Origin of the sequence: Achromobacter pestifer (assembly GCF_013267355.1) — a bacterium.
Lineage (GTDB): Bacteria > Pseudomonadota > Gammaproteobacteria > Burkholderiales > Burkholderiaceae_B > Achromobacter > Achromobacter pestifer_A.
Genome location: NZ_CP053985.1, coordinates 6,742,392 through 6,766,579, shown reverse-complemented (window position 1 = coordinate 6,766,579; position 24,188 = coordinate 6,742,392). Strand labels below are relative to the sequence as shown.

23 protein-coding genes are annotated in these 24,188 nt (G+C 65.4%); 17 read left to right on the top strand and 6 right to left on the bottom strand.

Annotation, left to right across the window (positions count from 1 at the left end; genetic code table 11):
- The first annotated feature begins 22 nt into the window (after nucleotides 1–22).
- Nucleotides 23–1,543, top strand: coding sequence for an amidophosphoribosyltransferase (purF, locus tag FOC84_RS31820; RefSeq protein ID WP_173149392.1), 1,521 nt, complete (start codon nucleotides 23–25; stop codon nucleotides 1,541–1,543).
- Nucleotides 1,544–1,622: 79 nt separating this feature from the next.
- Here the strand turns inward: purF and FOC84_RS31815 are convergent, their stop codons facing one another.
- The 6 genes from FOC84_RS31815 to map all read right to left on the bottom strand — a co-directional run bounded on the left by FOC84_RS31815 (nucleotide 1,623) and on the right by map (nucleotide 7,522).
- Nucleotides 1,623–2,144, bottom strand: coding sequence for a YgjP-like metallopeptidase domain-containing protein (locus FOC84_RS31815; protein ID WP_173149390.1), 522 nt, complete (start codon nucleotides 2,142–2,144; stop codon nucleotides 1,623–1,625).
- Nucleotides 2,145–2,158: 14 nt separating this feature from the next.
- Complete coding sequence (locus FOC84_RS31810; protein ID WP_217278781.1) at nucleotides 2,159–2,602, bottom strand: nucleotidyltransferase family protein; 444 nt, start codon at nucleotides 2,600–2,602, stop codon at nucleotides 2,159–2,161.
- A 146-nt stretch (nucleotides 2,603–2,748) separates the two neighbouring features.
- A complete protein-coding gene (locus FOC84_RS31805; protein WP_173149388.1) occupies nucleotides 2,749–3,234 on the bottom strand; it encodes a disulfide bond formation protein B in 486 nt (161 codons plus the stop codon).
- A 51-nt stretch (nucleotides 3,235–3,285) separates the two neighbouring features.
- The gene (locus tag FOC84_RS31800) at nucleotides 3,286–3,999 is read right to left on the bottom strand and encodes a MarC family protein (RefSeq protein ID WP_173149386.1); all 714 of its coding nucleotides are present in this window, start codon (nucleotides 3,997–3,999) and stop codon (nucleotides 3,286–3,288) included.
- Nucleotides 4,000–4,074: 75 nt separating this feature from the next.
- On the bottom strand, nucleotides 4,075–6,681 hold the full coding sequence (locus FOC84_RS31795; RefSeq protein ID WP_173149384.1) for a [protein-PII] uridylyltransferase: 2,607 nt from the start codon (nucleotides 6,679–6,681) through the stop codon (nucleotides 4,075–4,077).
- A 19-nt stretch (nucleotides 6,682–6,700) separates the two neighbouring features.
- Nucleotides 6,701–7,522, bottom strand: a complete 822-nt coding sequence (gene map / locus FOC84_RS31790) for a type I methionyl aminopeptidase (RefSeq protein ID WP_173149382.1) — start codon at nucleotides 7,520–7,522, stop codon at nucleotides 6,701–6,703.
- 846 nt (nucleotides 7,523–8,368) lie between these two features.
- Here map and rpsB point away from each other — a divergent pair.
- From rpsB to FOC84_RS31710, 16 genes are all read left to right on the top strand, one after another.
- A complete protein-coding gene (rpsB, locus tag FOC84_RS31785; protein WP_173149380.1) occupies nucleotides 8,369–9,118 on the top strand; it encodes a 30S ribosomal protein S2 in 750 nt (249 codons plus the stop codon).
- Nucleotides 9,119–9,296: 178 nt separating this feature from the next.
- Nucleotides 9,297–10,175: a translation elongation factor Ts gene (tsf, locus tag FOC84_RS31780; protein ID WP_088140169.1), complete on the top strand. Its 879-nt coding sequence runs from the start codon at nucleotides 9,297–9,299 to the stop codon at nucleotides 10,173–10,175.
- Nucleotides 10,176–10,272: 97 nt separating this feature from the next.
- On the top strand, nucleotides 10,273–10,989 hold the full coding sequence (gene pyrH / locus FOC84_RS31775) for a UMP kinase (RefSeq protein WP_088140170.1): 717 nt from the start codon (nucleotides 10,273–10,275) through the stop codon (nucleotides 10,987–10,989).
- 15 nt (nucleotides 10,990–11,004) lie between these two features.
- Nucleotides 11,005–11,565, top strand: coding sequence for a ribosome recycling factor (gene frr, locus FOC84_RS31770; protein ID WP_173149378.1), 561 nt, complete (start codon nucleotides 11,005–11,007; stop codon nucleotides 11,563–11,565).
- 179 nt (nucleotides 11,566–11,744) lie between these two features.
- Nucleotides 11,745–12,509, top strand: a complete 765-nt coding sequence (gene uppS / locus FOC84_RS31765) for a polyprenyl diphosphate synthase (RefSeq protein WP_173149376.1) — start codon at nucleotides 11,745–11,747, stop codon at nucleotides 12,507–12,509.
- 48 nt (nucleotides 12,510–12,557) lie between these two features.
- Complete coding sequence (locus FOC84_RS31760) at nucleotides 12,558–13,415, top strand: phosphatidate cytidylyltransferase (RefSeq protein ID WP_173149374.1); 858 nt, start codon at nucleotides 12,558–12,560, stop codon at nucleotides 13,413–13,415.
- Nucleotides 13,412–14,611 carry a 1-deoxy-D-xylulose-5-phosphate reductoisomerase gene (locus FOC84_RS31755; RefSeq protein ID WP_173149372.1) on the top strand — a complete coding sequence of 400 codons (1,200 nt, stop codon included), beginning with the start codon at nucleotides 13,412–13,414 and terminating at the stop codon, nucleotides 14,609–14,611. The genes FOC84_RS31760 and FOC84_RS31755 overlap by 4 nt, the downstream gene beginning before the upstream one ends.
- Before the next feature lie 58 nt (nucleotides 14,612–14,669).
- Nucleotides 14,670–16,001, top strand: coding sequence for an RIP metalloprotease RseP (gene rseP / locus FOC84_RS31750; protein ID WP_173149370.1), 1,332 nt, complete (start codon nucleotides 14,670–14,672; stop codon nucleotides 15,999–16,001).
- 53 nt (nucleotides 16,002–16,054) lie between these two features.
- Complete coding sequence (bamA, locus tag FOC84_RS31745) at nucleotides 16,055–18,388, top strand: outer membrane protein assembly factor BamA (RefSeq protein WP_173149368.1); 2,334 nt, start codon at nucleotides 16,055–16,057, stop codon at nucleotides 18,386–18,388.
- Between the two features lie 109 nt (nucleotides 18,389–18,497).
- Nucleotides 18,498–19,058 carry an OmpH family outer membrane protein gene (locus FOC84_RS31740; RefSeq protein ID WP_173149366.1) on the top strand — a complete coding sequence of 187 codons (561 nt, stop codon included), beginning with the start codon at nucleotides 18,498–18,500 and terminating at the stop codon, nucleotides 19,056–19,058.
- 17 nt (nucleotides 19,059–19,075) lie between these two features.
- Nucleotides 19,076–20,173, top strand: a complete 1,098-nt coding sequence (gene lpxD / locus FOC84_RS31735) for a UDP-3-O-(3-hydroxymyristoyl)glucosamine N-acyltransferase (protein WP_173149364.1) — start codon at nucleotides 19,076–19,078, stop codon at nucleotides 20,171–20,173.
- A 70-nt stretch (nucleotides 20,174–20,243) separates the two neighbouring features.
- The gene (gene fabZ / locus FOC84_RS31730; RefSeq protein ID WP_008167730.1) at nucleotides 20,244–20,699 is read left to right on the top strand and encodes a 3-hydroxyacyl-ACP dehydratase FabZ; all 456 of its coding nucleotides are present in this window, start codon (nucleotides 20,244–20,246) and stop codon (nucleotides 20,697–20,699) included.
- Complete coding sequence (lpxA, locus tag FOC84_RS31725) at nucleotides 20,700–21,494, top strand: acyl-ACP--UDP-N-acetylglucosamine O-acyltransferase (RefSeq protein ID WP_173149362.1); 795 nt, start codon at nucleotides 20,700–20,702, stop codon at nucleotides 21,492–21,494.
- Nucleotides 21,491–22,687 carry a lipid-A-disaccharide synthase gene (gene lpxB, locus FOC84_RS31720; RefSeq protein ID WP_173149360.1) on the top strand — a complete coding sequence of 399 codons (1,197 nt, stop codon included), beginning with the start codon at nucleotides 21,491–21,493 and terminating at the stop codon, nucleotides 22,685–22,687. Before lpxA ends, lpxB begins: the two co-directional genes overlap by 4 nt.
- A complete protein-coding gene (gene rnhB / locus FOC84_RS31715) occupies nucleotides 22,674–23,282 on the top strand; it encodes a ribonuclease HII (protein WP_173149358.1) in 609 nt (202 codons plus the stop codon). The genes lpxB and rnhB overlap by 14 nt, the downstream gene beginning before the upstream one ends.
- Entirely contained in the window at nucleotides 23,279–24,067 is a 789-nt protein-coding gene (locus tag FOC84_RS31710) for a TrmH family RNA methyltransferase (RefSeq protein WP_173149356.1), read from the top strand. The genes rnhB and FOC84_RS31710 overlap by 4 nt, the downstream gene beginning before the upstream one ends.
- Nucleotides 24,068–24,188 lie beyond the last annotated feature (121 nt).

Genomic DNA, 24,188 nt, shown 5'->3' with positions numbered 1-24,188 from the left:
AAATCAACCAGGAAATCTCACCATGTGTGGAATCGTAGGGGTCATCGGGCGCGGGCCGGTCAACCAGCTGCTCTATGACAGCTTGCTGCTGTTGCAGCATCGCGGGCAGGACGCCGCGGGCATCGCGACATCGCAAGGTAACCAATTCAATATGTACAAGGCGCACGGCCTGGTGCGCGACGTTTTCCGTACGCGCAACATGCGCTCGCTGCCGGGTACGTCGGGCGTCGGCCAGGTCCGTTATCCCACCGCGGGCTCCAGCGCCAGCGAGGAAGAGGCCCAGCCGTTCTACGTTAACGCGCCGTTCGGCATCATGTTCGCCCACAACGGCAACCTGACCAATTGGCGCGAACTGCGCGAATCGCTCTACCGCGTCGACCGCCGCCACATCAACACCAACTCCGATTCCGAAGTCCTGCTGAACGTGCTGGCGCACGAGCTGCAATCGGCGGCCAGCGGCGTGTCGCTGGACGACGATGCGATCTTCCGCGCCGTGTCGGCCCTGCACAAGCGCGTGCGCGGCGCCTACGCCGTGGTGGCGCAGATTTCCGGTTACGGCTTGCTCGCCTTCCGCGATCCCAACGGCATCCGTCCGCTGTGCATCGGCCGCCAGGAAACCGAAGAGGGCGTGGAATGGATGGTGGCCTCGGAATCCGTGGCGCTGGAGGGCAGCGGCTTTGCCTTCGTGCGCGACGTCGAGCCCGGCGAGGCCGTGTTCGTCGACCTGGACGGCCGCTTCGTCAGCCGCCAGTGCGCCGACAACCCCCAGCTGGTGCCCTGCATATTCGAATACGTGTACTTCGCGCGTCCGGATTCGCTGATCGATGGCGTGTCGGTGTATGACGCCCGTCTGCGCATGGGCGAGTACCTGGCCGACAAGGTGGCCCGCAACATGCGCCTGGGCGACATCGACGTGGTCATGCCGATTCCGGATTCCTCGCGTCCCGCCGCCATGCAGCTGGCCGCGCGCCTGAACCTGGACTACCGCGAAGGCCTGATCAAGAATCGCTACGTGGGCCGTACCTTCATCATGCCGGGCCAGGCCGTGCGCCGCAAATCGGTGCGCCAGAAGCTCAACGCCATCGGCATGGAGTTCAAGGGCAAGAACGTGCTGCTGGTGGATGACTCCATCGTGCGCGGCACTACCAGCCGCGAAATCGTGGACATGGCCCGCGCCGCCGGCGCCAACAAGGTGTACTTCGCCTCGGCAGCTCCCCCGGTGCGTTTCCCGAACGTCTACGGCATCGACATGCCCACGCAGAGCGAACTGATCGCCACCGGCCGCAACGACGAGGAAATCGCCCGCGCGATCGGCGCCGATTCGCTGATCTACCAGGACCTGCACGACATGCAGCAGTCGGTCCGGGACATCAATCCCAAGCTGTCGCGCTTCGAGGCTTCCTGCTTTGACGGCCAGTACGTCACGGGCGACATTACCCCCGAGTACCTGGCGCGTCTGGGTCAATCCCGCTCGGAGCCTGGCCAGGATGAAGGGGCGAGTGGTTTGCGCTTCAACATGGGCTACGCCGCCAGCGACGCCTGATCTGCCTGATGGGCAAAAAAATGCCGTCCTGCGGGACGGCATTTTTTATTGCCAAGTGCAAGGCGCGCGCCCGGGGATGTCAGGCCGCAGTCTTCCACAACGTTTCCCGCGTGGCTTCCAGGTGCGTCAGATATAGGCGCAGGTCGAACTCATACTGGTGATACTGCGGCTCCATGCGCAGGCACATACTGTAGAAGGCCTTGTTATGGTCCTTCTCCTTCAGGTGAGCCAGCTCATGCACCGTGATCATCTTCAGGAACTCGGCCGGCACGGTCTTGAACAATGTCGCCAACCGGATTTCATGCTTGGCCTTGAGCTTGCCGCCCTGCACGCGCGAGATATAGGTGTGCTGTCCCAACGCATGCTGGATCACGTGGATCTTGCTGTCGAAGGCGACCTTGTTGATCTGGTCGCCGTTGCGCATGTGGGCGTTCTTCAGATCCGTCACATATTGGTAGAGCGCGCGGTCGGTGCGGACGTCGTGCGGGCCGGCAGGGTAGCGCGCCAGCAGCGCCGCGCCCAGCTTGCCTTGGTCGAGCAGCTTTTGGGTCTGGGTGAGCAGGGATTCCGGGTATCCGGTCAGGTACTTCAAGGTGGACATGATCAAGAATGGGGTTACGGCATGACGGTCAGGCGCGGCCACGTCTCGACATGGCGTTTGGCGGCGAGCCGCGAGGCATAGGCTGCGGGGTCCGCTGCGGGGCTGGGCCGCAGCACTAGCGCAAACAGGTCGGCCAGGCCATGCGGAGCGATGATCTGCACCTCGTCAGCGCGCGTCAGGCGCACGGCGACACAGGTGGCGGTTTCAGGCCAGGCCGCAATGCCTGCTGCCAGCGAGGGCGCCGGGGGCGGCGCGGCGCCCGCGCTATCTCGGCGCCAGAGGTGCACGCGGGCTTGGTTCACCACCTCCCAGGGCGCATCGGGCGCGGCGTCGCGCAGGCGGCGGGTGACTTCCGCCTCATGGGCGGCGGAGAGATCGGCGGGGTTGTGGTAGACCAAGTCGACGTCGGCTGGGGTATGGTTTCCCAGCGGGTAGCCGTGCAGGTGATTCCAGACCAAGGTGCGAACCGCGCCGGCGCCTACGCAGCCATCCACGGGTCCATGATCACGGGCGACGCGCAGCCAACGCATCAGCGGCTCATGCCCCAGGACCAGCTGGCGCAGCGTGGCGGCGTTCCGATCCCCGGACAGCGCCTGCACGGTACTTACTGCGAACCGCCGCGCCGGAACACGACAGGCAGCGCCATGAAGAAAATGATGACGAAGAGCGCCAGGCTCCACAAGGCGTACTCGATGCCCAGCACCGGCACCTTGGCGTCCATGCAGGTGGCAAAGATGCCGAACAGCCACGGCACGGCGCTTTCCAGGCCGATGCCGGTCATGAAGCGGTCGGCGAAGGTCTGGTCGCACGACAGCATGTTGGCGGCCACGCTGTATTGGTACCAGGCGGCGGCGATGCCGCTCAGGGACAGCAGCGCGGTGAGCGCGCCGCACAGGCGCGTCAGGGCGCGTCCGCCGCCGAATCCGCCCACCAGCGCGATGACGCCGATCACCAGGTAGATCAGGCGCTGCATGACGCACCAGGCGCAGGGCGGCATGTCGAAGACGTGCTGGGAAACCAGGGCGAGGCCGACGGCGCCGAAGCAGAAGAGGGCGATCAGGCGGAGCAGGCGTTCTGAGCGAGAGGTCATTGTTGCTTTGCAAGGGTTGGAAAAGGGGCCGGACCCGGCGTCCGGCCAGGCTTAGGCCTTGGGAATTGGAATTGGTTGCATCACTTGCTGCAACACGCCCAGCAGCAGTTCGCGCGAGCCTTCCCAGAAGATCTGCACGCCCAGGCACAGCATGATGAAGGCCGACAGGCGCATGAACACGGCCGTGCCGTTGTCGCCCAGCCGGTGCAGCATCTGCGCGGCAAAGCGCAGGCAGATGTAGAGCGTCACCGACACGACGATGATGCCTGGGATGGAGCCGCCTAGCCGCAGCAGGCTAAGCACGTGGTTCTGGTCCCGTAGCGAGACCCCCACGGTGATGGCCGCGGCGATGGAGCCCGGCCCGCAGCTGATGGGGAAGGTCAGGGGGTAGAACGCGCGGGCCTTGGCCATTTCCGGGGTGAAGGACTCGGCCATGCGCGCCACGCGCTCCGTGTCGGCGTCGGGCGAATTCACCAGCCGCCAGGCGCTGGCGATCACGAGCATGCCGCCGCCAACCCGCACAATGGACAGCGAGATGCCGAAGAAGCTGAGCAGCACGTTGCCGGCCACCATGGCGACGACCAGCATCAGGCAGACATTGATGGCCACGCGCTTGGCCAGCACCATCCGGGTGGATGATGACGCGCCCTCGGTCAGCGACAGGAAGATCGGCGCGATCGCGGGCGGGTTAAGAAACGGCAATAGGGTGGCCAGCGCGAAAAAGAAGCTGGTACCGAAAACGCGCAGATATTCGTTTAGCTCCATGGGGAGGGCATCGCCTGGCCGAAAACCGGGATTGTATGCGGTCCCGGCGGCGCTGGCGATGCCAGGCGCCAGGGGTCAGGCGGCGCGCTGCTGGGCTTCCTCGCCCGCCAGGGCATCCAGGATGTCGCGCTCGAACTGCATCTGGCTGCGCGGGCGCGCCAGCGCCGAGCCGTCCACGATGAACACGTCCTCGACCCGGTCGCCCAGCGTCATGATCTTGGCCATCAGCAGGTTCACTTCATGGCGGGCGAAGACGCGCGCCAGGGCGTGCAACAGGCCGGGGCGGTCGGTCGCGGTCACGGACAGGCGCCAGGAGGTGCTGCGTTCGTCGGGCTGCAGTTCGGCCTGCGGCATGACCGGGAACACCCGCGACACGCGCGACTGGCGGCCGCGGCCGTAGTAGCCGCCGCGGGCGGGCTGCTGCAAGGCGGCGGCGTGCGGGTCTTTCAGGCGTTCAGCCAGCTCATGTTCGACCAGGGTGGCGTGGGCGCGCAGGTCGCTGGCGCCTTCCGGCAGCAGCACGATGAAGCTGTCCAGCGCCCAGCCGTGGCGCGTGGTGTGGATGCGGGCATCCTGAATGGAAAGCGACTTGGCGTCGAAATAGCCGCAGATCGCCACGAACAGGTCGGGCGCATCGCGGGTGTACACCATGATCTGCAGGCCTTCCCCATGCTCGGTGGGGCGGGCCTTGACCACGGCCTGCGCCGGTTCCACCTGGTGGTAAAGATGGCGCGTGTGCCAGGCGATGTCCGAGGCGTCGTGGCGCAGGAAGTACGCCACGTCGAGCTGGTTCCAGAACGCTTCGCGGGCGTCGTCGCGCAGGCCCGCCAGGCGCGTCAGGCGGGCGGCCTCTTCCTTGCGTTCGGTCAGCACGGTGTGGGCGTCGGCATGGGCGCCGCCCAGGGCGGCCAGCGTCAGCTTGTACAGGTCTTCCAGCAGCTTGCCCTTCCAGGCATTCCAGACCTTGGGGCTGGTGCCGCGGATATCGGCCACTGTCAGCAGATACAGGGCGGTCAGGTGGCGTTCGTCCTTCACGGTGGCGGCGAAGTCCTGCACCACGGCGGGGTCGGACAGGTCGCGCTTCTGCGCCACGGCCGACATCAGCAGGTGCTGGCGGACCAGGAACTCGACCAGCTGGGTGTCCTCGGGCTCCATGCCATGGTCTTGCGCGAACTTGCGCACTTCGCGCGCGCCCAGTTCGGAATGGTCGCCGCCGCGGCCCTTGGCAATGTCGTGGAACAGCGCGGCCACATACAGCAGCCAGTGCCGGTCCAGGCCGGCGATCAACTGGCTGGCCAGCGGATATTCCTGGGCATGTTCGGGCATGGTGAAGCGGCGCAGGTTGCGCACCACCGCCAGCGTGTGCTGGTCGACCGTGTAGGCGTGGAACAGGTCGTGCTGCATCTGGCCTACGATGCGGCGGAACACCGGCAGGTAGCGCGGCAGGATATTCAGCATGGTCATGCGCCGCAGCTCGTGCACGATGCCGCGCGGCTGCTGCAGGATCTGCAGGAACAGCTTGCGATTGACCGGGTTGCGTCGGAACTGCGCGTCGATGCGATGGCGCGAATGCCAGATGGCGCGCAGGGTCCGCGCCGACATGCCGGTCAGTTCCGGATGCTGCTGCATCACCAGGAAGGCGCGCAGCAGCAGCGTGGGATTGCGCTCGAAGCCGTCGTCGCGAATGATGTCCAGGCGGTCGCGCAGGTTGCGGAAATCGTCGTCGATGTCGCGCGCGTCGCTGTCCGGGCGCGGGAACAGGCGCTCCTCGATGTTCTGCACCAGGATGCCATTGAGCTGCGTCACCAGCCGCGCCGCCCAGTAGTAGCGCTGCATCAGCAGCTCGCTGCCGCGGCGGGTGGCGGTGGCGTGTATGCCGTAGACCTCGGCCAGGGCCGGCTGCAGGTCGAACAGCACGCGATCCTCGCGCCGGTTCGCCAGCAGGTGCAACTCGATGCGCAGCCGCTTGAAGGCTTGTTCCGCTTTACGCAGGTCACGCGCCTCGGACGAAGTCAGCAGGCCGGCCTGCGCCACGGATCGCCAGCTGTCGCCAAAGCCTGCCGCCCGGGCCATCCACAGGATGACCTGCAGGTCGCGCAGCCCGCCGGGCGACTCCTTGCAGTTCGGCTCCAGTGCGTAGGGCGTGTCCTGGTAGCGCGCGTGGCGCTGCTGCATTTCGACGCGCTTGGCGCGGAAGAAGGCGCGCGGGTCCAGCCGGGATTTGGTCGCGGCTTCGAATTTCTTCATCAGCGCGCGGCTGCCGGCGAGCCAGCGGGACTCCAGCAAGGCGGTCTCCACCGTGATGTCGGCGTCCGCCTCGCGTTCGCAGTCCTCGATGGTGCGCACGCTGTGGCCGGGCTCCAGGCCCAGGTCCCACAGCGAGGCGACCAGCTTCTCGATGGCCGACTCGTCCTCGGGCGTGGGGACGTGCGGCAGCAGGATCAGCAGATCGACATCGGAATGCGGGTAGAGCTCGCCGCGGCCATAGCCGCCCACGGCCGCCAGCGTGGCGCCTGTGGGCAGCGGGCAATGCTTGACCAGGTCGCGCAGCGCGGCGTCGACGATGCGCCGCAGCTCGGACAGCAGGGCGTCCGGCCGCAGGTGCGTGCGGAACTGCGCCACCGCGGTCCGCCGGGCTTCCTGAATGCGTTCGCGCAGGGCGCTGAGGTACTTGGCGGTCATGGTGGCGGTAGGCGGGGTTTCAGACGGCGGGGATGACCAGGGGCTCGGTGATGAAGGCCGGCGGCTGGGGCATGCCAGGCGACAGGGTCAGGACTTCGTAACCGGTTTCGGTGACACAGACAGCATGCTCCCACTGGGCCGACAGGCTGTGGTCGCGGGTGACGACCGTCCAGCCATCGGACAGCTGGCGAATCTCGCGGCGTCCGGCGTTGATCATGGGCTCGATGGTGAACAGCATGCCGGTCGTCAATTCCACGCCCGTGCCGGGCTTGCCATAGTGCAGCACCTGCGGGTCTTCATGGAAGCGCTGGCCGATACCGTGGCCGCAGAATTCGCGCACCACCGAAAAGCCGTTGGCTTCGGCGTGCTTCTGGATCGCGTTGCCGATGTCGCCCAACGTGGCCCCGTTTTTTACCTGCTGGATGCCCTTCCACATGCATTCGAAGGTGATCTCGGTCAATCGGCGCGACAATATGGACTGTTCGCCCACCGGGTACATGCGGCTGGTGTCGCCGAACCAGCCGTCCTTGATGATGGTGACGTCGATATTCAGCGAATCGCTGTTCTTCAGCACCTTGTCGCCCGGGATGCCGTGGCAGACCTGATGGTTGACCGAGGTACAGATGGCGCCGGGAAAGGGCGGGTAGCCCGGGGGGGCATAGCCCACGGTGGCGGATTTCACGCCCAGCTCATCGGTCAGGTATTCCAGGCAGAGACGGTCCAGCTCCCCGGTGGTGACGCCAGGCTTGACGTAGGGAGTGATGAAATCGAGGACTTTGGCCGCATCCTGGCAGGCGGCGCGCATCTTGGCCAGGTCGGCTTGATTGGTGATAGTGCCCATGGAGTCGCTTGGCGATATCTCGCTTGAATGTCTGCTTGAAAGGATAGTAGAATTATAGGCTTCCCTAAAATTTTGGGGAGCAATCGGGTTACGGCAAAGGCTGAGCCCGGCGGGTGCAGGCAGCGACGTTCGGCGTCAGGCCACGCAAACCCGGCAGTTATTGGCAGCGGATCCTTTCATAGTGATCGGCGGCGCGCCCTGAAGTTTCACCGCAAGCGAAGGTTGTGGAGCGAAATCGGGTGGGTCGTTGGTTCCATGGGCGGGAGCGCGGGCAGGACCTGCTGGACACGTGTGGGCGGCGGTGAATCCAAAGCAGGTGCAAGCTGGGACGCGGCGTGCTTGTAAGCCCGGTCATGTTTTAGAGCGGCGATGCAGGCTCAGGGTCTGGACTCAGTATGGGCGTCGGCTTAAGTTCTTGAAAACGTTCACGTTTTCTTAAGAAATGCCCCGATGGTCTGATGCGCGGTCGAACTGAAGCCAGGGCGTAAAACCCCGCGCTTGAACGCGAAGAGCTGGATTTTCCAGAGCTGGATTTCGCTGCCAACAAAACAGGTCCGGGTGCGCTTTCGGGAAACCGCCGGAAACTTCCAGGAAATTCCTGGTGGGTCTGGACAAGCGCCTGCAAGCGTGCGGTGCAAGGCTCTTGGTCGTGGCGGCCGTCTGGGTTTATCGCGGCAGCGTAGTAGAAGGCGCCCTAGGGCGTCGTAGTTATTGCGGCAGTGATCGGTCGGCCCGGTTAAAATTTAGTCATCCCGCATTTGCGGGAAATCGCGCGCAACACCACCCAGGGTGTCAGCCAGAGGCTGATGCAGGTGCGGCGCAAGAAATCAACCCTTGGAGAAAGTTATGTCTTTGATGCGCGAAATGCTGGAAGCGGGTGTCCACTTTGGTCACCAGACCCGCTACTGGAACCCCAAGATGGCCCCCTACATCTTCGGCCATCGCAACAAGATTCACATCATCAACCTCGAAAAGACGGTTGATAAGTACCAGGAAGCCACCAAGTTCGTGAAGCAGTTGGCTGCTCGCGGCGGTAGCATCCTGTTCGTCGGCACCAAGCGCGCTGCCCGCGAGCTGGTCGCCTCCGAAGCCAGCCGTTGCGGCATGCCTTTCGTCGACGCCCGCTGGCTCGGCGGCATGCTGACCAACTTCAAGACGGTCAAGACCTCGGTCAAGCGCCTGAAGGACATGGAAGTCGTGGTCGCCGAAGGCGGCGCCGAGCGCATGATCAAGAAGGAAGGCCTGCTGTTCCAACGCGAACTGGACAAGCTGAACAAGTCGATCGGCGGCATCAAGGACATGAACGGTCTGCCTGACGCCATTTTCGTGATCGACGTCGGCTACCACAAGATCGCCATCGCCGAAGCCAAGACCCTGGGCATCCCCGTGGTCGCCGTGGTTGACACCAACCACTCGCCCGACGGCATCGACTACGTCATCCCCGGCAACGACGACTCGGCCAAGGCCATCGCGCTGTACGCCAAGGGCATCGCCGACGCCGTGCTGGAAGGCCGCGAACAGAACCTGAACGGTCTGGTCGAAGAGCTGGGCGAAGGTCAGGAAGAGTTCGTCGAAGTGCAGGACAACCAGGCCTAAGCCTGCTGTCATGTCCGGCGGTTAGCGTCTGGGAGCGGTGCCGAAGCCGGTCCGCTCCCGCCTCGCCGGCAATGCGAAGGTGGGCTCCCATCTTCCTGATCCGCTAGTCGCGGATGTCCCATCGAATCAAACCACTGTCCCGGTGCGCCGGGGCATGTTCTAGCAAATTGGAGCAAACATGGCTGAAATTACCGCTGCCCTGGTCAAGGAACTGCGCGAAAAGACCGACGCGCCCATGATGGAGTGCAAGAAGGCCTTGACGGAAGCCGAGGGTGACCTGGCCCGCGCCGAGGAAATCCTGCGCGTCAAGCTGGGCAACAAGGCCAGCAAGGCTGCCGCCCGCGTCACCGCTGAAGGCCTGATCGGTCTGTTCATCTCCGCCGACGCCAAGAAGGGCGCCGTCATCGAAATCAACTGCGAAACCGACTTCGTCGCCAAGAACGACGACTTCGTCGGCTTCGTGAACAAGCTGGCCGAGCTGGTCGCCACGCAGAACCCCGCCACGGTGGAAGCCCTGTCGGCGCTGCCCTACGGCGACGGCACGGTCGAAAGCACCCGCACCGCCCTGATCGGCAAGATCGGCGAAAACATCTCGATCCGCCGCTTCGAGCGCATCGAGACCCCGAACGCGCTGGCCAGCTACGTGCACGGCGGCAAGATCGGCGTGCTGGTCGAATACACCGGCGCGGAAGAAGTGGGCAAGGACCTGGCGATGCACATCGCCGCCACCAAGCCCAAGGCGCTGAACGCCGACGGCGTGAACCCCGCCGACATCGCCGCCGAGCGCTCGGTCGCCGAGCAGAAGGCCGCCGAATCGGGCAAGCCGGCTGAAATCGTCGCCAAGATGGTCGAAGGTTCGGTCGCGAAGTTCCTGAAGGAAGTCACCCTGCTGTCGCAGCCGTTCGTCAAGAGCGACAAGCACAGCGTTGAGCAGATGCTCAAGGAAAAGGGCGCTTCGATCAGCAAGTTCGTGCTGTTCGTTGTCGGCGAAGGTATTGAGAAGAAGACCAGCGATTTCGCCGCTGAGGTCGCCGCCGCCGCCGCTGGCCGCGCCTGACCCAGGGTAGTGCTTAAGGGCCGGCGCTAGATTAAATTCTAGTCCGGCCTATTTCTTGTCTTACACTTTCGTCGGATTGTTCTTCGGGATATCACCTATGAGCAGCAGAGCATACAAACGGGTTCTTCTCAAACTTTCCGGCGAGGCGCTGATGGGCGACGATGCATTCGGCATCAACCGCTCCACCATCGTCCGCATGACCGATGAGGTTGCCGAGGTCGCCGCCACGGGCGTCGAGCTGGCCATCGTCATCGGCGGAGGTAATATTTTCCGTGGCGTCGCCCCGGGTGCGCAGGGCATGGACCGCGCAACCGCCGACTACATGGGCATGATGGCCACCATCATGAACGCGCTTGCGCTGCAAGACGCGCTCAAGCACAAGGGTATCGACACCCGCGTGCAGTCGGCCTTGAACATCGATCAGGTCGTCGAGCCGTACATCCGCCCGAAGGCGCTGCGCTACCTCGAAGAGGGCAAGGTCGTCATTTTCGCGGCAGGTACCGGCAACCCCTTCTTCACCACGGACACGGCTGCTGCGTTGCGCGGCGCCGAGATCGGGGCGGAGATCGTGCTGAAGGCCACCAAGGTCGACGGCATCTACAGCGCGGATCCCAACAAGGATCCCACCGCCACGCGTTACTCGCGCATCAGCTTCGACGAAGCGATCGTACGCCGGCTGGAAGTCATGGACGCCACCGCCTTCGCGCTGTGCCGTGACCAGAAGCTGCCGATCAAAGTGTTTTCGATCAATAAGTCCGGCGCCCTCAAGCGGGTCGTCAGCGGCGAAGACGAAGGCACCTTGGTACACGTCTAAAGAAAAGGAAATTCCATGAGCGCCGCAGAAATCCGCAAATCCGCCGAAGCCAGGATGGCCAAGTCGCTTGACACGCTCAAGACCAGCCTGGCCAAGATCCGCACGGGCCGCGCCCACACCGGCATCCTGGACCACGTGCAGGTCGAGTACTACGGCTCGCCCGTGCCGATCAGCCAGGTCGGCAACGTGAACCTCGTGGACGCCCGTACCATCAGCGTGCAGCCCTACGAGAAGAGCATGGCCGCCGCGATTGAAAAGGCGATCCGCGAATCGGACCTGGGCCTGAACCCCATGTCGATGGGCGACACCATCCGCGTGCCGATGCCCGCGCTGACCGAAGAACGCCGCCGCGATCTGACCAAGGTGGTCCGCAGCGAAGGCGAAGACGCCAAGGTGGCCGTGCGCAACCTGCGCCGCGAAGCCAACGAAGCGTTGAAGAAGCTGGTCAAGGACAAGGAAATCTCCGAGGACGACGAGCGCCGTTCGCAGGATGATGTCCAGAAGCTGACCGATCGCAGCGTGGCCGAGATCGACAAGATGGTCACGCAGAAAGAAGCGGAAATCATGACCGTATAATTCCTGGATGCCGTCAGGGTGATAGGCTAGGCCGTATCGCCCTGGCGACCAGGATTTCCTGCCTGAGCGCCGTCCTGTCCATTGTTCCGCAGCATTGCTGCGCAGCGGTGGAGCGACGGCGCAGGCTTTTCTCCCTGTATTTCCGTTTTCGCCGTTTCACCGCGCGCAGCTCCAGACCAATGGCAACCAGTTCGACCCAGGCGGTTCCCGCTACCCGCGACATTCCCGAGCACGTGGCCATCATCATGGATGGCAATGGCCGGTGGGCGACGAGGCGGCTGCTGCCGCGCACGGCGGGCCACGCCAAGGGCGTGCAGGCGGTGCGTCGCGTCGTCGAGGCCTGCGGCCGCGCCGGCGTGCGCTATCTGACCCTGTTCGCCTTCAGTTCCGAGAACTGGCGCCGTCCCGCCGAGGAAGTGTCGCTGCTCATGCGCCTGTTCGTGCAGGCGCTGGAGCGCGAAATCGGCAAGCTGGACGAGCAGGGCGTGCGCTTGCACGTCATCGGCGATCTGTCGGCCTTCGAGCCCCGCCTGCAAGAACTCATTTTCGCCGCGCAGGAACGCACCGCGCACAACGACCGCCTGCATCTCACGGTCGCCGCCAACTATGGCGGACGCTGGGACATCCTGCAGGCCACCCGCGCCATGCTGGCGGCCGAACCCGGACTGGCCGCCCAGCCCCAATTGGTGGACGAGGGGCGCCTGTCCCGGCACCTGTCCATGGCCTGGGCGCCCGAGCCCGACCTGTTCATCCGCACTGGCGGCGAACAGCGCATTTCCAATTTCCTGATCTGGCAGATGGCTTACGCGGAGTTCTACTTCACGGATCGCTACTGGCCGGATTTCGGCGCCGCCGAGCTTGCGGCCGCCTTTGACTGGTACCGGGCGCGCGAACGCCGCTTCGGCCGTACCAGCGCGCAACTCAGCGAAGACGGCGCGAAGTAAACGGACGACCCGCGCGTCTTTCCAGGCTGTACACGAGGAGACCGTCATATGTTGGGCCAGCGTATCGTTACCGCAGTCGTTCTGTTGGCCGTTCTGGCTGCCGCGATGATCAGCGCGAACCCCTGGTGGTTCGTTGCCTTGTTGGCCCTGGCTGCCGCCTGCGCCAATTGGGAGTGGCTGCGCCTGACGCTGCCGCAACCGCCTTCCCCCTTGATCGCCGTCGGCGTCGCCGTGCTGCTGTTTGCGGGCATGCTGGCCTTGGCTTCGGCCTGGCTGGCGGGTGGCGGCGCGGGAATCGCCGATCCCGCCTGGGTGCTGCGCTATCTGGTGCCGGCAGTGGCCGCGGTCTGGCTGTTCGGCGGCTTGGCGGTGGTGGTGCGCGGCCGTTCCGATGCGCCGCCCGCCAGCCTGGGCTGGTCGGTTTTCTCCGTACCCGCCGCGTTTGCCGCCTGGGCCGTGCTGGCGCAGATGTTCGTGGCGCACGGCGCCGGTTTCGTGGTGTCGCTGCTGGCGCTGGTCTGGGTCGCCGATATCGCCGCATATTTCGCCGGCAGGGCGTTCGGCAAGCGTAAACTGGCCCCGCGGGTCAGCCCGGGCAAGACGATGGCCGGCGCGGTCGCCGGCGTCCTGGGCGCGGTCATCTGGATCGGCCTTTCCAGCCTGTGGGACGGCACTTATGGCCACGCGCTGGTCGAGCGCTGGAGCCTGTGGCTGGCCCTGCCCATCGCCGCGCTGCTGGGCGTGGTGTCGATCGTCGGAGACCTGTTCGAATCGCTGCTCAAGCGGCGGGCCGGCCGCAAGGATTCCAGCACGCTGCTGCCGGGCCACGGCGGGGTCTATGACCGCATCGACGCCATTCTCCCGGTCGCGCCGTTTGCGCTACTTTTGTCTGGAGTGTTGTTTTGACGGCTTTTCAACGCGTCGTCGTGCTGGGATCCACCGGTTCGATCGGTGAAAGCACGCTGGATGTGATCGCTCGCCACCCCGAGCGCCTGGCGGTTCATGCCTTGTCGGCGTACAGCCGGATGGCGCGCCTGGCGCAGCAGGCGCAGGCGTGCCGGGCGGCCGTCGTGGTGGTGCCCGATGCGGCGGCCCGCGAAAAATTCATTGCTGCCTGGGCAGGCGGTCAGCCCATGCCGGAGATCCGGGTCGGCGCGCAGGCGCTGGCCGATACCGCCGCCGACCCCCAATGCGACGCGGTCATGGCCGCCATCGTGGGCGCTGCGGGTCTGCCCGCCGCCCTGGCGGCAGCCCGCAGCGGCAAGCGCGTCCTGCTGGCCAACAAGGAAGCGCTGGTCGCGGCCGGCTCGCTCTTCATGCAGGCCGTACGTGACAACGGCGCTGAACTGCTGCCTATCGACAGCGAACATAACGCCATCTTCCAGTGCTTGCCCCATGGCGGGCGCGCTGTCGCGCCGGAGAGCCCTGCGCCGGGCGTGCGCCGCCTGCTGCTGACCGCTTCCGGCGGTCCGTTCCGTGGGCGCGACCTGGAAGACCTGCACGACGTGACCCCGGCCCAGGCTTGCGCCCACCCCAACTGGAGCATGGGCCGCAAGATTTCGGTCGATTCCGCCACCATGCTCAACAAGGGTCTCGAGGTGATCGAGGCGCATTGGCTGTTCGCCATGCCCGCCGACCGCATCGAGGTGGTGGTGCATCCCCAGAGCGTGGTGCATTCCATGGTGGAGTACGACGACGGCTCCGTGCTGGCGCAGCTCGGCCAGCCCGATATGCGCACGCCCATAGCCTACGGCCTGGGCTTTCCCGAGCGCCTGGACAGCGGCGTCGGTCCGTTGGACCTGACGCGGCTGGGCCGGCTGGACTTCGAGAAGCCCGATCTAGCCCGTTTTCCGTGTCTGGCCCTGTCATTCGCGGCGTTGCGCGCCGGGCAGGGGGCATGTGTGGCGCTGAATGCCGCCAACGAGATCGCGGTGGAGGCTTTCCTGGGCGGCCGGCTGACCTACACCTGGATTCCGCGGGTTATCGAGGCGACCCTGGAGTGGCAGGCGCGGCAAGCATCTGTTACGCTCAACAGTCTTGACGACGTGCTCGCGCTAGACTCGGACGCGCGCGTTTTCGCCGGCAACCTGGGCCTGGCCTGATGTGGGCACGATCGCCATCGTCCGCCGGCCTCTGATTTTCTAGATTTCCTCGACCCCGATGCTTTTCACCCTGCTGGCCTTTGCGGTTGCGCTTGGCACCCTGATCATCTTCCATGAACTGGGGCACTATTGGGTGGCCCGCCTGTGCGGCGTGAAGGTGCTGCGCTTCTCGGTGGGGTTCGGCAAGGTCATCCTGCGCCGCACCGACCGCCACGGCACGGAATGGGCTGTCTCGGCCCTGCCGCTGGGCGGCTACGTCAAGATGCAGGACGATCCGCCCGCCGGCGCGAGCCCGGCGGAAATTGCCGGGGCCTTCAACAGCAAGCCCGTGGGCCAGCGCATCGCCATCGTTGCGGCCGGCCCCATCTTCAACCTGATACTCGCGGTCTTCCTGTACGCCGGCTTGAACATGGCCGGCACCGAGGAACCCGTGGCCGTGATCGCCCAGCCCGCGGCCGGCACGCCGGCCGCGCGCGCCGGCCTGCTCTCGGGCGACCACATCCTGGCCATCGATGGCGAGGAGGTCGCCTCCTGGTCCGACGCGCGCTGGCGCCTGATGGACGTCATGGCGACCGGCGGCAGCGCCCGCATCGAGGTCAAGACCCCCGCAGGGGCCGTCCAGCAGCGTGAACTGGTCTTGCCGTCCAACACCATGGATCCCGCCGGCGGCGACCCGCTGGCCGCGGCCGGCGTACGCCTGGCCCAGCCCAAGCCTGCCGTGCGAGTCGTCAATGACGGCGGCGAAGGGCAGGCGGCCGGCCTGCGCGCGGGCGACCTGGTCCTGGCCGTGGACGGCGTGCCCACGCCGGACACCGGCGCCCTGGTGCGGCAGATCCAGGAAAGCGCCGGCAAGACCCTGGCGCTTACGCTGGCGCGCGACGGCGCCAATATTTCCCTGAACGTCGTGCCGCGCGCCGAGACCGTCAATGGCCAGGTGATCGGCCGCCTGGGAGTCCAACTGGGCGGCGACATTCCCATGGTCACCGTGCGCTATGGCGTGTTCGAAAGCCTGTGGAAGGGCGCCGTGCGCACCTGGGACACCGCCTGGTTCTCGCTGCGCATGATGGGCCGCATGGTGACGGGCGACGTTTCCTGGCGCAATGTCAGCGGTCCCGTGACCATCGCGGACTACGCCGGCCAGACCGCCAGAATCGGAATTGTTGCGTATATCGCGTATATCGCCTTGATCAGCATCAGCCTGGGCGTACTAAATTTGCTGCCTATTCCCATGTTGGACGGTGGCCATCTGCTGTACTATCTCGTCGAAATTGTGCGGGGTAGCCCGCCGCCAGCAAGGTGGATCGATATCGGACAGCGCGCCGGCATAGGTTTATTGGCAAGCCTGATGGGGCTTGCGCTATTCAACGATTTCACGCGTTTGTTCACTTGAACGCGATTTAGCATAAAATCCACCGCCATTTGCACGACCGAGGATACTCAAGGATGTCTTTTCGCCGGATGTTTCATCACAAAAAGGGTGTACTGCCGGGTTTGATCGCCGCACTGCTGGTTCCGGCCATCGCCCACGCCTTCGACCCTTTTGTCGTGCGGGATATCCGCGTAGAGGGTATTCAGCGAACTGACGCCGGCACCGTCTTCGGCTATCTCCCCGTCAAGGTGGGTGAGAAGTTCACCGAGGAAGAAGCGACCGAAGCCATCCGCCGCTTGTACGGCACTGGCTTTTTCACTGACGTACAGATCCAGACGGACAACAACGTCGTCGTGGTGGTCGTGCAGGAACGCCCCACGATCGCGTCGCTGAACTTCAACGGCATGCGCGAGTTCGACTCCAAGGCCATCACCACGTCGCTGGCGCAGGTGGGCTTCGCCGAAGGCCGCATCTTCGACCGCTCCATGCTCGAGCGCGCCGAATACGAACTGAAGCAGCAGTACCTGTCCAAGGGCAAGTACGGCATCGAAGTGACTTCCACCGTGACCCCGCTGCCGCGCAACCGCGTGGGCGTGAGCTTCGACGTGTTCGAAGGCTCGGTCGCGCGCATCCAGGAAATCCGCTTCGTGGGCAACAAGGCTTTTTCGGAAAGCGATCTGCTCGACGAATTCAAGCTGACCACGCCGGGCTGGCTGACCTGGTACACCGATACCGACAAGTACTCGCGCGAAAAGCTCGAAGGCGACCTGGAGCGCCTGCGCTCGTTCTACCTGGACCGCGGCTACCTCGAGTTCTCGGTCGAGCCGCCCCAAGTCACGATTTCGCCGGACCGCAAGGACATCCGCATCACGATTACCGTGCACGAAGGCGAGCCCTACAAGGTGCGCAGCGTGAAGCTGGCCGGCAATCTGCTGGGCCTGGACAAGGAAATCGGCGCACTGCTGGAAATCAAGCCGGAAGAGACGTTCTCCGCCGCCAAGGCCAACGGCTCGGCCAAGGCCATCACCGACTATCTGGGCGAACTGGGCTACGCGTTTGCCAACGTCAACCCCAACCCGCAGCTGGACCGCGCCAAGCATGAGGCCGACCTGACGTTCTACGTCGATCCCAGCCGCCGCGTGTACGTGCGCCGCATCCAGATCGGCGGCAATACCCGCACGCGCGACGAAGTCGTGCGCCGCGAAATGCGCCAGCAGGAAGCTGCCTGGTACGACGCCAAGGACATCAAGACCTCGCGCGACCGCGTTGACCGCCTGGGCTATTTCAGCGACGTGAACGTCAAGACCGATCCAGTTCCGGGCTCCCCGGACCAGGTCGACGTCAACGTGGACGTCAAGGAAAAGCCCACCGGCATGATCAACCTGGGCGTGGGTTACGGCTCGTCCGAAAAGGCCATTCTGTCGGCCGGCATCAGCGAAGACAACGTCTTCGGCAGCGGCACCAACCTGACCCTGCAGCTGAACACCAGCAAGACCAACCGCGCCGTGGTGCTGTCGCACACCGATCCGTACTGGACCAAGGACGGCATCAGCCGTACCACGTCCGCCTACTATCGCGTGACCGAGCCCTGGAACAACAACGACGGCGACTACCGCGTCAAGGCCATGGGCCTGGGCATGAACTTCGGCGTGCCGATCTCGGAATATGACCGGATCATGCTGGGCGCGAACATCGAACGTAACCAGATCGATCTGTTCAACAACTCGCCGGCGGCCTACGAGAAGTTCGTCAGGGACTACGGCGACGCGACCAACTCGGTGATCTTCACCACCGGTTGGACCAAGGACACGCGCGACAGCGGCCTGGCGCCGACCAAGGGCGGGTATACCCGCCTGAAGGCCGACGTGTCGACCATCGATCTGCAGTACACGATGCTGACGGCACAGCAGCAGTACTTCGTGCCGCTGGGCGGCTCCTATACCCTGGCCTTGAACGGCATGGTCGACTGGGGTCAGAGCTACGGCAGCAAGGACTACCCGATCATCAAGAACGTCTATGCCGGCGGTATCGGCACGGTGCGCGGCTACGAGGGCTCGTCCTTGGGTCCGCGCGATACGAAGACCGGCGACTACCTGGGCGGCACGCGGCGCGTCATCGCCAACGCGCAGCTCTATCTGCCGTTCCCGGGCGCGTCGAAGGACCGCACGCTGCGCTGGTTCATTTTCTCGGACGCGGGCCAGGTTTCGGCCGGCAGCGGCCAGAGCTGCACCGGCGGCAAGCCCGGCAGCGAGGTCGAGGATCCGTGCGGCTGGAGGTTCTCGGCGGGTATCGGCCTGTCGTGGCAGTCGCCGATGGGACCGCTGCAGTTGTCTTATGCCCGTCCGCTCAATTCGAAGTCGGGCGACGACAAGCAGAGCTTCCAGTTCCAGATCGGGACCGGTTTCTAAGCACGCCGTTACGCTTGAAAACAAGGGGGAAGGGCGTACGGCCGGCTCCCTTGCTGTTTAGTGGCACAATACACACTTTGGCTTTGCCTTACTGGAAGGTGAGATTTTCATGATGTCTGATTCCGCACTTAAAACCTCGAATTCGCTGCGCGCCAAGCGCCGCGGCAAACTGGGCGGCTCCATTGCCCTGGTAGGTGCGCTCATACTCGGTTCGGCTGCGGCGATTCCCGCGCAGGCTCAAGGCACGAAGATCGGTTTCGTCAATACCGAGCGGATCCTGCGCGAGTCGACCCCGGCCAAGGCGGCGCAAAGCAAGATCGAAGCCGAATTCAAGAAGCGCGACGACGAACTCCAGCGCCTGAACAACAGCCTGCGTTCGCAAGCCGAGAAGTTCGACAAGGACGCTCCCGTTCTGTCGGAGTCCGATCGCGTCAAGCGCCAGCGCGAACTGTCCAACCTGGATACCGACCTGCAGCGCAAGCGCCGCGAGTTCCAGGAAGACTTCAATCGCCGCCGCAACGAAGAGTTCTCGGGCATCGTGACGAAGGCCAATGACGCCATCAAGCGCATCGCCGAACAGGAAAACTACGACCTGATCATTCAGGACGCCGTGACCGTCAACCCGCGCATCGACATCACCGACAAGGTGATCCAGAGCCTGGGCAAGTAAGCAGCACCCGTCACGCCATGCCGGTTTTACTGGATCTTGCCCGCGCGCCAACGCTGGAAACACTGTTGAGCGCCGCCAACACCCAGGGAATGGACTGGCGTATCAGCGCGGTTCCCGGTGCGGACCCCATGCGGGTCTGCGGCATTGGAACCCTGTCATCGGCGGGTCGGCAGGAAATCGCTTTCCTGGCCAACCCCCGCTACCAGAGCCAGCTAGGCGCCACGCAGGCAGGGGCGGTCATCGTCTCGCCCGACGTGGCCCAGGTTCTGGAAGCGGAAGGCAATGCCCGGCCGCCGTTCGCGCTGGTCGTCTGTCAGCATCCCTATCTGCTCTATGCCCGTGTGGCGCAATGGTTCGACGCCGCCAGGCGTCCCGCGCTGCCCGCGTCCACGCATCCTTCCGCGGTGGTCGCCGCTGACGCCATCATCGAAGAGGGCGTGCGCATCGGCCCGAATTGCGTCGTCGAATCCGGCGCCCGCATCGGCCGCGATACCGTGCTCGGACCCGGCTGCGTCATAGGCGCGGGCTCGTCCGTCGGACCCGGCAGCCGCCTGTACGCCCATGTCACCCTGTATGACGGGGTCAAGGTGGGCGCGCGCGCGATCATCCATAGCGGCGCCGTGCTGGGCGCGGATGGCTTCGGCTTTGCGCCCGATCCCACGCTGGGCAAGGGCGCCTGGGGCAAGATTCCCCAGCTCGGCGGCGTGACCATTGGTGACGACGTCGAAATCGGCGCCAACACCACCGTCGATCGCGGCGCGCTGGAAGACACCGTCCTGGCCGATGGCGTGAAACTGGACAACCAGATCATGGTCGCGCATAACTGCCGGATCGGCGCGCATACCGCGATTGCGGCCTGCGTCGGCGTGGCTGGCTCGACCACCATCGGCGAGCGCTGCACCATAGGCGGCGCGGCCATGCTGTCCGGCCACCTCACGCTGGGCGACGATGTGCATGTTTCCGGCGGCACCGCGGTGACCTCCAGCATTTCGAAGCCTGGCCGCTATACCGGGGTCTTCCCGTACGCGGAACATGGCGAATGGCAGCGCAACGCCGCCGTGATACAACAGTTGGCGCAATTGCGCCGGCGCGTGCGGACGCTGGAAAAAGACTAGGGCGGCGCACTGCCGCCCCTGGCGCGTCCGCGCCGCACGATTACTTTACTTCGCAGGAAAGCATAGAAAAATGGAACTCGACATCAAGGGGATCATGGAGAGGCTGCCGCATCGTTATCCGATGCTGCTGATTGACCGCGTCGTCGAAATGGTGCCTGGCAAGTCCATCGTGGCCATCAAGAACGTCTCGATCAATGAACCGTTTTTCAACGGCCATTTCCCGCACCACCCGGTGATGCCGGGCGTGCTCATCGTGGAAGCCATGGCTCAGGCCTCCGCCCTGTTCTCGTTCACCGACGAGAACGGCGGCCTGAAGTGCGAAGGTTCCAAGACCGCGTATTACCTGGTCGGCATCGACGGCGCGCGTTTCCGCCGCCCCGTGGTCCCGGGCGACCAACTGCGTATCGAGGTCGAAGCCGAGCGCCTGAGCCGCAGCATCTGTAAGTACCAAGCGCGCGCGACAGTGGACGGCCAGGAAGTCGCCTCGGCCAAGCTGATGTGCGCGATTCGCAGCCTGGAAGAGTAAATGGCAGGAAACATTCACCCCACCGCCGTCGTTGATCCGGCGGCAAAGCTCGACCCGACTGTCGTCGTGGGTCCGTTCGCGACCATCGGTCCCGATGTGACCATCGGCGCGGGCACCGAGATCGGCCCGTACTGCATGGTGGACGGGGTGACGACCATCGGGCGCGACAACCGCTTCTACCGCTATTGCTCGGTCGGCGGCATGCCCCAGGACAAGAAGTACCAGGGTGAGCCTACCCGCCTGGAGATCGGTGACCGCAACACGTTCCGGGAATTCGTCACGCTCAACACGGGCACCGTGCAGGACGGCGGGGCCACGACGATTGCCGACGACAACTGGATCATGGCGTACGTGCACGTCGCACATGATTGCCACATCGGCAACCACACCATCCTGGCCAACTCGGTGCAGCTGGGCGGCCACGTCCACGTCGGCGATTGGGCCATCGTGGGCGGCCTGACCGGCGTGCACCAGTTCTCGCGCATCGGCGCGCACAGCATGACGGGCGGCAATAGCTCCCTCATGCAGGACACGCCGCCGTTCGTGCTGGCCGCGGGCAATCCCTGCCGTCCTGTGGGCGTCAACGTCGAAGGCCTCAAGCGCCGCGGCTTCACGCCCGCCGACATTTCGGCGCTGCGCGACGCCTACAAGATCATCTACCGCCGTGGCCTGTCCCTGGACGCGGCGCGGGCAGAACTGCGCGCCCGCCTGGATGCGGAGCCCGAGGTCGCCCCGCACCTGCAGACCCTGCTCGACTTCCTGGACGTCGCAAGCCGCGGCATCATCCGCCCATGAGCACTCGGATCGGCATGGTGGCCGGCGAGCCTTCGGGCGACCTGCTGGCCGGACGCATCATTGCCGGTCTGCAAGCGCGCGACGCCGGCATTCGCTGCGAGGGTATCGGGGGGCCGCAGATGCAGGCCCGCGACTTTGACACCTGGCATCCCATGCACGCCTTGACGGTGTTCGGCTATGTCGACGCGCTGAAACGCCTGCCCAGCCTGCTCGGCACCTATCGCGACGTGAAGCGGCGCTGGCTGGCGGAGCCGCCCGCCGTCTTCGTCGGCATCGACGCGCCCGACTTCAACCTGCGGCTGGAGCATCAGCTGCGCCAGGCGGGCACGCCCACGGTGCATTTCGTCGGGCCGTCGATCTGGGCCTGGCGCTACGAGCGCATCCACAAGATCCGCGAATCCGTGTCGCACATGCTGGTGCTGTTCCCGTTCGAGGAAGAGATCTACCGCAAGGAAGGCATACCCGTCACTTACGTGGGCCATCCGTTGGCTGGCGCCGTGCCCATGCAGCCGGACCGCGCCGCGGCGCGCGAGCGCCTGGGCATAGACCAGAATGCGCGCGTGCTGGCGATCCTGCCGGGTAGCCGCTCCTCCGAAATCCGTCTGCTGGCGCCGCGCTTCCTGCAAGCCGCGCAGATACTGCAGAAGAAGGATCCGGCCCTGCAATGCGTCGTTCCCATGGTCAACGACCAGCGGCGCGCGGAGTTCCAGGCCATTCTGGCCCAGTATCCGGTGCCGGGGCTGCGCTGCGTCACCGCGAATGATCTGCACGGCGAGGGCGGAGAACGCCAGGCGCCCGTGGCCTGGTCCGTCATGGAGGCGGCCACGGCCGTGCTGGTGGCCAGCGGCACCGCCACGCTGGAAACGGCGCTGTACAAGCGGCCCATGGTCATTTCCTACGTGCTGTCGCCCTGGATGCGCCGCATCATGGCCTGGAAGTCCGGCCAGCAACGCCCCTATCTGCCCTGGGTAGGCTTGCCGAACGTGCTGCTGCGCGATTTTGCCGTGCCGGAGCTGCTGCAGGACGATGCGACGCCCGAGAAGCTTGCCGAGGCGACCTGGACGTCGCTGACCGACGACGCGGGCAGGGCGCGCATCGAGGCCCGCTTTACCGCCCTGCATCAGGAATTGCTGCGCGATACGCCCGCGCTGGCCGCACAGGCGATCCTGGAGGTGGCCGGTGGAGCAGCCTGACCTGTTCGTGGCTCCCGAGCAGCCCGCCATGGTCACGGCGGGCGTGGACGAGGCGGGCCGTGGCCCGCTGGCGGGCGCGGTCTACGCCGCGGCCGTAATCCTGGATCCGGCCCGGCCCATAGGCGGCCTGGCGGATTCCAAGGTGCTCAAGGCTGCCACGCGCGAGGCGCTGGCGCTTGAAATCCAGGAGTTCGCGCTGGCCTGGTGCATCGCCAGTGCCAGCGTGGCCGAGATCGACAGCATGAACATCCTGCGCGCCACGATGCTGGCGATGCAGCGCGCGGTGCAGGGCTTGTCCACCAGGCCACAGTTGGCGCTGGTGGACGGCAATCAGGCTCCCAAGCTCGGCTGCACGGTGCAGACCGTCATCAAGGGCGATGCCCTGGTGCCCGCGATTTCCGCGGCCTCCATCCTCGCCAAGACGGCGCGCGACGCGGATCTGCTGCGCCTGCATGCCCTGTATCCCCAATACGCCTTCGACCAGCACAAGGGCTATGGCACGCCGCTGCATCTGGAGATGCTGCGCGAGCACGGCCCCTGCGCCGAACACCGGCGCAGCTTCGCACCCATCAAGGCCTTCGGCCTGAATTCATGAAGCACATCAGTTCTCGCGACAACCCCGCGGTCAAGGCGCTGGCCAAGCTGGCGGGCACGGCGGGCAAGCGCGGCGCGCCGGTGCTGCTGGACGGCGTGCATTTGTGCCAAGCCTGGCTGCAGCACCACGGCGCGCCGGATCAGGCGATTTTCGACGTGGAACGGTTGTCCCAGCCCGACATTGCGGCGCTGGCGGCGGCTGTGCCGGACCGCGACTGCCTGGCCCTGGACGCGCGGCTGATGCAGTCCCTGGCGGCGGTCGAAAGCGGGCAGGGCGTGGCGTTTCTGGTGACCCCGCCGGCGCCGGACCTGCCGCAAGCCATGGACGAGAACTGCGTGCTGTTCGACCGCATCCAGGATCCTGGCAATGTCGGCACGCTGCTGCGCACCTGCGCGGCGGCGGGCGTGAAGCGCGTCTTCCTGGCCACGGGCACGGCCGCGGCCTGGTCTCCCAAAGTGCTGCGCAGCGGCCAGGGCGCTCATTTCGCCCTCGCCATCCATGAACATGTGGATCTGGCCGCCTTGCTGCCCAGGCTGCAGGTGCCGCTGGTGGCGACCGCGCTGGATGGCGCGCGCGACCTGTACGAAGGCGTGCTGCCGCAACGCTGCGCCTGGGTGTTCGGCCACGAAGGCCAGGGCGTGGCCGCGGAGCTGCTTGCCGCCGCGCGCCTCAAGGTGCGCATTCCGCACGACATGGCGGCGGTGGAATCGCTCAATGTGGGCGCCGCAGCCGCGATCTGCCTCTTCGAGCAGCGGCGCCAAGCCTTGCGCAGCAAACCGGGCTGAACGTCAAGCAGCCCTGCCTTTCGCCGTTTTTCCGCCGATTGAAGGCACCGTCCCCTGTTTATACTGCCCCGTTTTCCCGAGCGAGGCGGCCTTGAGCCGCGCGGCGCGGCGGGACCGGATC

Coding starts and splice junctions, on each gene's coding strand:
- tsf (WP_088140169.1), top strand. CDS start 9,297: ATGGCTGAAATTACCGCTGCCCTGGTCAAGGAACTGCGCGAAAAGACC.
- pyrH (WP_088140170.1), top strand. CDS start 10,273: ATGAGCAGCAGAGCATACAAACGGGTTCTTCTCAAACTTTCCGGCGAG.
- bamA (WP_173149368.1), top strand. CDS start 16,055: ATGTCTTTTCGCCGGATGTTTCATCACAAAAAGGGTGTACTGCCGGGT.
- FOC84_RS31760 (WP_173149374.1), top strand. CDS start 12,558: ATGTTGGGCCAGCGTATCGTTACCGCAGTCGTTCTGTTGGCCGTTCTG.
- fabZ (WP_008167730.1), top strand. CDS start 20,244: ATGGAACTCGACATCAAGGGGATCATGGAGAGGCTGCCGCATCGTTAT.
- FOC84_RS31800 (WP_173149386.1), bottom strand. CDS start 3,999: ATGGAGCTAAACGAATATCTGCGCGTTTTCGGTACCAGCTTCTTTTTC.
- rpsB (WP_173149380.1), top strand. CDS start 8,369: ATGTCTTTGATGCGCGAAATGCTGGAAGCGGGTGTCCACTTTGGTCAC.
- lpxD (WP_173149364.1), top strand. CDS start 19,076: ATGCCGGTTTTACTGGATCTTGCCCGCGCGCCAACGCTGGAAACACTG.
- FOC84_RS31710 (WP_173149356.1), top strand. CDS start 23,279: ATGAAGCACATCAGTTCTCGCGACAACCCCGCGGTCAAGGCGCTGGCC.
- uppS (WP_173149376.1), top strand. CDS start 11,745: ATGGCAACCAGTTCGACCCAGGCGGTTCCCGCTACCCGCGACATTCCC.
- FOC84_RS31740 (WP_173149366.1), top strand. CDS start 18,498: ATGATGTCTGATTCCGCACTTAAAACCTCGAATTCGCTGCGCGCCAAG.
- lpxB (WP_173149360.1), top strand. CDS start 21,491: ATGAGCACTCGGATCGGCATGGTGGCCGGCGAGCCTTCGGGCGACCTG.
- map (WP_173149382.1), bottom strand. CDS start 7,522: ATGGGCACTATCACCAATCAAGCCGACCTGGCCAAGATGCGCGCCGCC.
- FOC84_RS31805 (WP_173149388.1), bottom strand. CDS start 3,234: ATGACCTCTCGCTCAGAACGCCTGCTCCGCCTGATCGCCCTCTTCTGC.
- purF (WP_173149392.1), top strand. CDS start 23: ATGTGTGGAATCGTAGGGGTCATCGGGCGCGGGCCGGTCAACCAGCTG.
- lpxA (WP_173149362.1), top strand. CDS start 20,700: ATGGCAGGAAACATTCACCCCACCGCCGTCGTTGATCCGGCGGCAAAG.
- FOC84_RS31815 (WP_173149390.1), bottom strand. CDS start 2,144: ATGTCCACCTTGAAGTACCTGACCGGATACCCGGAATCCCTGCTCACC.
- FOC84_RS31795 (WP_173149384.1), bottom strand. CDS start 6,681: ATGACCGCCAAGTACCTCAGCGCCCTGCGCGAACGCATTCAGGAAGCC.
- rseP (WP_173149370.1), top strand. CDS start 14,670: ATGCTTTTCACCCTGCTGGCCTTTGCGGTTGCGCTTGGCACCCTGATC.
- frr (WP_173149378.1), top strand. CDS start 11,005: ATGAGCGCCGCAGAAATCCGCAAATCCGCCGAAGCCAGGATGGCCAAG.